This window comes from bacterium (assembly GCA_021372515.1).
Taxonomy (GTDB): domain Bacteria; phylum Gemmatimonadota; class Glassbacteria; order GWA2-58-10; family GWA2-58-10; genus JAJFUG01.
Genome location: JAJFUG010000011.1, coordinates 1 through 8,164, shown reverse-complemented (window position 1 = coordinate 8,164; position 8,164 = coordinate 1). Strand labels below are relative to the sequence as shown.

Here is an 8,164-nt window from a genome sequence, read left to right as displayed (position 1 = left end):
GATCTCCACCCGCCGCACCTCGGGCGCGTAGCCCGTGCGGCTGAACGAAACCCGGTAGGCCCCGGCGGGAAGGCGCGGCAGACTGTAGCGGCCGTCCGCGCCGCTCACCGTGCCGCGGCTGATCTCGATCACGAACACGCTCACATCCGCCAGCGGTGCGCCGGCGGCGTCGGTCACCCTGCCGCTCAGCTCACCGAAACGGCTGTCGGCCAGAACCGTCTCCCCCCGTGACTCTGCGTCCGCGGGCGTGGCCCGCAAACCCTGCACAGTGAAAACAACTAAAGCTGCAGTAATCAGATACAAATATTTAGACATCTCGCCTCCCTGCGGCGATTGAGTTCTTACCCTTTATGAAATCATGCCGGAAGCCCGCGTGGGCCGACCGGAATAGCCTCACGCGGCCTTCGCACTCAGATCGAGGGTCTTAGTTGACTATGTTTTCCAGTTTAATCGAACGAACAGTAAGGACTGATAGACGCTGGAATTCAGGCGGAAAGAGGCGGTGCACGGCCGCAGCGGATTTCGGCCGCAGTGCAGTAGGGGCTGTCGGCGGGTGGGACAGGGATCAGGCGCAGCAGGCCCGCGCTCAGCGGTGGGATGTCTCCGGCCGGGACCGGCTGGCTGGTGGCGCACAGGTAGCAGATAGCGCAGGCGGCATGCCTGGCCGCACTCTGAGAGGATTGCTCCAGGTCATCCGTGCGGAACACAGCGGAGTCACCCTGCGGGGCCGGGCAGATCTCTTGGTGGAAACCGTGCTCCGAGGGGTGGACGCTGTTGTGGTACTGGACCAGGGTGTTGAACAGGGCGAACTGGACCAGCAGCATTGCGCCAAGAATGCGTCGTATTTTCAGCGAGGTTTTCATCACCGCTAAATATGCGGGCGGGCCGAGGTCAATGTCAAGGCGCGATAACGTGCATTCCGTGGCAAAACAGCCTTGCCGGAGCCGCGGGGGTGGATTAAATTCAGGTAGGGATTCTTCCGGAGGCGGTGCGTTGGAATGCCGACGCCGGAAGTGTCTCCCCCGTGATTTGCGCCGCCTGGCACGGAGCGGCCTACACGTTCGGCTTGTATCACAGAGGGGGAAGCATGTCTGGATTCTACGATTCGGTCCGGGGACGGCTGACCGCCTGGGCCGGCAAGCACCTTGGCGCGGCGGCCCCGGCGGTGACAGGTCTGGCGCTGCTGCTGCCCGATATCCTCGCGCTTACCGGCCGGGTGCTTCTGGACACACGGGTGCCGCGGAGCCTTAGGATCAAGGTGGCGGTTGTGGCGGCCTACCTGTCCAGCCCGCTCGACCTTCTGCCCGAGGGCCTTCTGGGGCCGCTGGGCCTGCTGGATGATATCCTGCTGGCGGCTTTCGCGGTCAACCGGATACTGGAGGAAGTGGAACCGGAGATACTGGCCGAACTCTGGCCCGGCGATCCGGAGCGGTTGGAGAGCCTGCGCGAGCTGTCGGCCGTGGTGGTGGGGGCGTTCACCGCGCGTCTGGGCGCGGGGCTCACGCGCTGGTTCGGGGTGCACACGCACGCGGCCCCGGAGCGGGAGCACCCGGGCAGCAGCCTGAGCCTGATCAGCGAATCCCGAGAAAGCGAAGAAGATCCTGTCCAGCGTGCCCGAGCAGCAGGATTGTAAAGCCGATCAGGGCCAGGAGGGCGAACAGGCGGAACAGGCTGCCGCGACGGCGCGAGCCCACCACCACGCGCTCCTTGCAGTAGGGGCAGACCTCGGTTCCCGGCTCCAGCTCCATGGCGCACCAGGGACATTCCATAGTGAAACCTCTATTAAAGTTTTTATATGACACAGGGGCACGGCATGCCGTGCCCCTACACAAGATACCGTCCCGCTTTAATCAGTGGTTTATTTATTTCTGGCCCCAGCACACCCAAGCTCAGAACCGGTAACCACCGAACACACTTATCGTTCTGTTTTTCAATGCACGCCAATCCTGGTGTACGATCTTGTCGGCGCGGGTCATCCCGAAATCCGACCGCATTTCCATAAAAAAACCTGCATACTCCAATCCGCCGCCGACAATAAACCCGAAGCACGTACTCTCAAAATAATCCACATCAATCGATGCGCTTACCGACCCCACCCCGTTCTTGTACTTTTCATCCAAATTAATCGATAATGCCGGCCCGGTGATCAGATACGGCCTGTAGACCTGATTTTTCAGGGGGTACACTTTCGCCAGTATTGGGATGTCGAGATAAGTGAGATTGTATTCCTCCTTTAGTATCAAGTCCCGATTGACCACGCCGCCAGAAGAGACGGTATATTGCCAACCCCGCGCGCCTTTTTGAGTAAACAGAGCTTCGATTTGGGCTGTCAGCACCCGGTTTATTCCGATGTTGCAGAACGGCCCCACCGAGAACCCCACCCGGCTGGATTGATTTGGCAGAAAAGGGTCTCCTACTCCGCCTTTGGCCATAAAAGTCGACCAGGTCAACCCGGCCTTCGCTCCATAGCCAATCTCCAGTCCCAAAACCGGCCGCTGGATCAAGGCCACAAAAGCTAAAAGCAACAAGCAGTATCGTCTCAAGATACCCTCATCAATTCAAAAACATCACCGCCTGGCGCGCCGCCTCAAGCAAACCCGCCGGGCTCACTCCCAGATACAGCACACCGGCCAGGGCGGCTAACACGGCCAGGCTCAGGGCCAGGGGCCGTCCCAGCGCGGGCATAGCCTCCGCGCCGGCCTCGCCGCCATCGCGCATGTACATCTGCACCGTGACCCGCAGGTAGTAGTACACGCTCACCGCGCTGTTCAGCACCCCGATCACTGCCAGCGAGACCAGTCCGCGCTCCACCACCGCGCTGAACACGTAGAACTTGGCCATGAACCCGCCCGTGGGCGGAATTCCGGCCAGCGAGAACATGAACACCGCCATCGCCAGTCCGGCCAACGGGTAGCGCCAGCCCGCACCGCGGATGTCCTCCAGGGTCTCGGCCTTGCCGCCCCGGCTTCCCAGGTAGATCAGCACGCCGAACGCGCCCACGTTCATCAGGGTGTAGACCGCCAGGTAGAACAGGACCGACAGCAGGGCCTTGTCATCCGCGGGGCTGGAGGCGAACGGGTCCAGGCTGGTCAGGGCGGCCAGAAGGTAGCCCGCGTGGGCGATGCTGCTGTAGGCCAGCATGCGCTTGAGGTTGCCCTGGAACACTGCGGCCAGGTTGCCCAGGGTCATCGTGGCGACCGACACGGACCAGAGCACCGGCAGCCACCAGCCGGCCAGGGGCAGAAGCGCGCCGCTCAGCAGACGGGCCAGCGCGCCGAAAGCCGCCGCCTTGACCGCCACGGCCATGAACGCTGTCACCGGCGTGGGCGCGCCCTCGTAAGCATCCGGGGCCCACATGTGGAACGGCACCGCGGCTACCTTGAAAAAGAGTCCCACCAGCACCAGCCCAAGCCCGGCCAGGGTGATCAGCGCGGGCTGCCCCTCGGACAGCGCCGCGGCGATCCCGTCATAGCGCGTGGTCCCGGTGGCGCCGTACAGCAACGCTATGCCGTAGAGCAGGAACGCCGCGGCGAACGAGCCGATCAGGAAATACTTGATAGCGCCCTCGGTGTTGCCGAGGCTCCCCCGGTCGATCCCCACCAGGATGTAGACCGCCAGGCTCATCAGCTCCAGGCCCAGGAACAGCACGATCAGGTCGCCCGCGCTGACCAGCACCAGCATGCCCAGGGCGGCCAGGGCCACGAGGGCGTAGTACTCGCCTGTAACCTGGCGCAGCGCCGCGGCCTGATTCTGCGAAATCAGCACAGTCAGGGCCGCGCCGCCCAGGATCAGCAGGCTGAGGAACGTGCTGAACGGGTCCAGCACCAGCATCCCGTCGAACGCCGCGCTCAGGCTGTCCCACTGGCAGAGGCTCATCCAGACCGCCAGGCCCAGGCCGATCAGGCTGACCCACATCCCGGCCACGGCCGCAGGCTGCCCCTGCACACCCCGCAGACGGAACGCCAGCGAGAGCACGAGCAGGAACAGCGCGGTCACCAGCACTGTCACCCCGGGCAGGAACGAGTTCCAGTTTATGCCGCTCAAGAGCTCCATCTCAGCGCGATGCCTCCGCCGGGTCGAAACTCACCACGCCACGCAGCGGATCGGCCGGGGATTCGGACCGGCTCAGCTCCAGCTTGGCGTTGTAGCTTTGGATGAAATACTGCACCGAGGCCTCCATCCGGTCGGTGAAGAACGACGGGAACAGGCCCATCCAGAACATCAGGAGCGTGGGCGCGAGCAGCACCAGCACCTCGCGCAGATGAAGGTCCGGCAACATTTTGTTCGCCGGGTTCTCCAGCGGGCCGAACATCACGCGCCGGAACATCCAGAGCATGTACACGGCCGAGAGGATAACCCCGCTGGCCGCGAAATAGACCATCTGCGGGTGGCTCGAGCCAAACGTGCCCACCAGGATCAGGAACTCGCCCACGAACCCGTTGAGGCCCGGCAGGCCGATACTGCTGAGCGTGGCCAGCATGAAAAAGAAGGCCAGGCGCGGCATGGCGCTGCTCAGGCCCCCGAACTCTTTGATCTCGCGGGTGTGACGGCGCTCATAGAGGATACCCACGATAAGGAACAGGGCCCCGGTGGAGACCCCGTGGTTGAGCATCTGGTAGACCGCCCCTGTGACTCCGGTCTGGGTCAGGGCGTAGAGGCCTAACATCACGAACCCCAGGTGGCTCACGCTGGAGTAGGCGACCAGTTTCTTGAGGTCCGGCTGCACCATCGCCACCAGGGCGCCGTAGATGATCCCGACCACGGCCAGGGTCATGATCAGCGGGGCGAACGCATCGCTGGCCGCCGGGAACAGCGGCATGGCGAAACGGATGAACCCGTAGGTGCCCATTTTCAGCAGCACCCCGGCCAGGATCACGCTGCCCGCGGTGGGGGCCTCCACGTGGGCGTCCGGCAGCCAGGTGTGGAACGGGAACATCGGCACCTTGATCGCAAAGGCCAGGGCGAACGCGGCGAAAAGCCAGAACTGCACCCCCACCGGCACGCCCACCCGGTAAAGCTGCAAAAGGTCGGTGGTCCAGTAGCCCAGGGTCTGGTAGCCCAGGTAGAACAGGTAGAGGAACCCGACCAGCATCAGAAGGCTGCCCACGGCGGTGTAGAGGATGAACTTGAGCGCGGCGTAGATCCGCCGCTCGTGGCCCCAGACCCCGATCAGCAGGTACATCGGGATGAGCATCAGCTCCCAGAACACGTAGAACAGCACCATATCCAGGGCGACAAACGCGCCCAGCATGCCGGTTTCGAGGACCAGAAGCAGCGCGCTGAATGCCTTGACCCGCTTGTCCACCGCGCTCCAGCTGCTGAGCAGGACCACGGGCGTGAGGAGTGTGGTCAGGAGCACCAGGAACAGGCTGATCCCGTCTATGCCTAAGTGGAACGACACTCCGTAGCGCTCGATCCAGGGACGGTGCACCACGAACTGCATGTTGGGCGTGCCGGGGACAAACCCGGTGAGCAGCAGAACGCTGAGCGCGAACACGGCCAGGCTCACACCCAGGCTGAACGCGCGGATAAAGCGCGCGCCGCGCGCCGGTGCGGGCCACAGGGCCAGTGCTCCGGCCAGGGGCAGGAACACGATCCAGGTGAGTATGTCGGACTGGCTCAGCTCTACCAGGTCCAAAGGGAGGCCTTTCTTAGCGAATCAAACGCTTTGTTGATTGTCAAAAAGGGCACTCAATCGTACATTGCGAAGCTTGTTTAATTTTATGTCCAAAGATAGCAATTCAAATCTATGAATAAAGATGTGTTGAAATATCAAAAGACTCCCCAATCCAATCTCAGCAGTTGTTTTTAAAGCATGATCAAGCTCGATAGAGTCACCATGAAGATATTTCTGATCTAATCTTAATCCCCCTGATTGCTGCTCCATTTGCATGCTGCCAGTAACAGAGCGTTCATTTGGATGAGCACCGAAATCAATGCATCTTTCATACAGTTGCTTGACATCTGGACAAAGAGCAGCATCGACAAGTTCTAATGTATTGATTAAGAATTGATATCTAAATTTTTGGCGTACATCCTTTATCGAATCACCGTTATCGTGTCGTCTTAACCAGATTTCATCATATCCGGGATTGTTCTTTATATGCAAGGCATAAAGAGAAAATTCAAGACATGCCCTAAGTTGAGGGAACGTTTCTGTCGCTTGTCCACTAAGAGAGAGACGACAAGCTGATAGATACGCTGAATGAGTTCTCAAGAGCAAAAGAGCACAGACAATATCTCTGTTGTTTGGGTTATTAAGGTTACCAGCTATACAAAAAAAACAATCATCAACAGCAGATAGAAAATTATATACTTGCTTTTTATGTACAAAGTTTGCCAACTCGTTCTGGAGTGACTTTTGTATAAAATCGGAAAGGTGGTCATCTCCCCATAATGGTGGCAAACTCATGTTTGTTTCTTTTGAAGGCATACAGACAGCCCTCCATTCAATCTGTTTCCACTTACAACTCCCGCCTGCTACGCGGGCACCCCCTTTGCTAAGGGGGATTTAACTGCACACACCCCGTCGGCTTACGCCGCCACCCCTCTTGCTTGGAGGGGAGTAAAACAACCCATCCCGTCCCGCGTCTCTTTTTGTTTGTCTTCCGTAGGGGCGGACCCATGTGTCCGCCCGGGCGCACACTCGGGTGCGCCCCTACAAATGCCCGTTTTACGGCCCTTTGCCCGTAGGGTCACGCTGCAGCGTGCCCAATTGCTTTTCCCCGCGGGCGAGGCAGGCCTCGCCCCTACGGCATTATCCGTGGTCCCCGGTAGGCCCCTACCACAGCAGCGCGCCCAAAATCAGCGCCGCACCCAGCAGGAACGAAATGGCGTACACCTGCGCGTAGCCGTTCTGGAGCCGCGCGGCCAGGCGTCCCAGCCCGCGCGTGGTCCGTCCGGCCAGGTTCACCAGCCCGTCTATTATCGCCACATCCAGGAGCTTCCACAACAGGTAGGTGGAGATGAGCTTGACCGGCTGCACCACTAGGACGTTGTAAATCTCATCCACGTAGTACTTGTTGAGCAGTATTTGGTAGCTCACCGCCATCCGGCCGGAGATGCGCCCCGGGGCCTCGGGCTTGCGGATATAGAGCCACCAGGCCAGGGCGATCCCTGCCACGGCCACGGCCACGGAGAGCAACATCAGCAGGTATTCCAGGCTATGGGCGTGCTCGGCCGCCTCGGCCACGGGCAGGCTGCCGTTCTCGCTGGCCAGCACCGGAGCGAGCCAGTGGTGGAAATGGTTCCCGCCGCCCAGGACCGACGGCACCCCGATAAACCCGCCCACAGCCGCCAGCACGGCCAGGATGCCCAGAGGCACGGTCATCACGCGCGGGGATTCGTGCAGGTGGTGCTCCTGCTCGTGAGTGCCGCGGAACTTGCTGTGGAACGTAAGGAATGTCAGGCGGAACATGTAGAACGCGGTCATCCCGGCGGCGGCGAACCCGATCAGCCACAGAATCCAACTGCCGTGCGCGCTGGAAAACGCCTGCCAGAGGATTTCATCCTTGGAGAAAAACCCGGCCAGGGGCGGCACGCCCGCGATAGCCAGGGTGGCGACTACCCAGGTCCAGTATGTTATTGGAGTCCTGGCGCGCAGGCCGCCCATCTTGCGGATATCCTGCTCGCCGCCCATGGCGTGGATCACGCTGCCGGAGCCCAGGAACAGAAGGGCCTTGAAAAAGGCATGCGTGGTCAGGTGGAAGATACCGGCGCTGAAAGCGCCCACACCCACGGCCAGGAACATGTAGCCGAGCTGGCTGATAGTGGAGTAGGCCAGAACTTTCTTGATGTCGTTCTGCACCAGGCCGATCGAGGCGGCGTAGAGCGCGGTCAGCGCGCCCACCGTGGCCACAACGGCCATGGAGGCCGGGGCCAGAAGGTAGAGCACGTTGAGCCGCACGATCATGTACACTCCCGCGGTGACCATCGTGGCGGCATGGATCAGGGCGCTGACCGGAGTCGGGCCCGCCATGGCGTCCGGCAGCCACACGTACAGCGGGATTTGCGCGCTCTTACCCGTGGCCCCCAGGAACAGCAGCAGGGTGATCGCGGTGATCAGCGTTCCCCCCGGGGCGTAGGCCGCCGGGGCCAGGGCCGCGATCCGGCCGAAATTGAGCGTGCCCAGGCTCCAGAAAATGAGGATGATGGCTAACAGGAA

9 protein-coding genes are annotated in these 8,164 nt (G+C 61.2%); 1 reads left to right on the top strand and 8 read right to left on the bottom strand.

From position 1 onward, the window contains the following. Together LLH00_00880 and LLH00_00875 are read right to left on the bottom strand one after the other, a co-directional pair. A partial coding sequence (locus LLH00_00880; protein MCE5269821.1) for a carboxypeptidase-like regulatory domain-containing protein occupies positions 1 to 315 on the bottom strand: 315 nt, incomplete at its 3' end. A 170-nt stretch (positions 316 to 485) separates the two neighbouring features. Then, a complete protein-coding gene (locus LLH00_00875; GenBank protein ID MCE5269820.1) occupies positions 486 to 863 on the bottom strand; it encodes a hypothetical protein in 378 nt (125 codons plus the stop codon). A 224-nt stretch (positions 864 to 1,087) separates the two neighbouring features. Here LLH00_00875 and LLH00_00870 point away from each other — a divergent pair, with 224 nt between their 5' ends. Further along, entirely contained in the window at positions 1,088 to 1,633 is a 546-nt protein-coding gene (locus LLH00_00870) for a DUF1232 domain-containing protein (protein ID MCE5269819.1), read from the top strand. Here LLH00_00870 and LLH00_00865 read toward each other — a convergent pair. The 6 genes from LLH00_00865 to LLH00_00840 all read right to left on the bottom strand — a co-directional run. Continuing rightward, complete coding sequence (locus LLH00_00865; protein MCE5269818.1) at positions 1,572 to 1,769, bottom strand: hypothetical protein; 198 nt, start codon at positions 1,767 to 1,769, stop codon at positions 1,572 to 1,574. The genes LLH00_00870 and LLH00_00865 overlap by 62 nt on opposite strands. A 120-nt stretch (positions 1,770 to 1,889) precedes the next feature. Next, positions 1,890 to 2,543: a PorT family protein gene (locus LLH00_00860; GenBank protein ID MCE5269817.1), complete on the bottom strand. Its 654-nt coding sequence runs from the start codon at positions 2,541 to 2,543 to the stop codon at positions 1,890 to 1,892. 10 nt (positions 2,544 to 2,553) lie between these two features. Then, on the bottom strand, positions 2,554 to 4,053 hold the full coding sequence (locus tag LLH00_00855) for an NADH-quinone oxidoreductase subunit N (protein ID MCE5269816.1): 1,500 nt from the start codon (positions 4,051 to 4,053) through the stop codon (positions 2,554 to 2,556). A gap of 1 nt (position 4,054) precedes the next feature. After that, entirely contained in the window at positions 4,055 to 5,638 is a 1,584-nt protein-coding gene (locus LLH00_00850) for an NADH-quinone oxidoreductase subunit M (GenBank protein MCE5269815.1), read from the bottom strand. A 21-nt stretch (positions 5,639 to 5,659) separates the two neighbouring features. After that, positions 5,660 to 6,433 (bottom strand): hypothetical protein, encoded by a 774-nt coding sequence (locus LLH00_00845; GenBank protein ID MCE5269814.1) that lies wholly within the window; start codon positions 6,431 to 6,433, stop codon positions 5,660 to 5,662. 348 nt (positions 6,434 to 6,781) lie between these two features. Continuing rightward, the coding region (locus tag LLH00_00840) for an NADH-quinone oxidoreductase subunit L (GenBank protein ID MCE5269813.1) at positions 6,782 to 8,164 on the bottom strand (1,383 nt) is incomplete at its 5' end.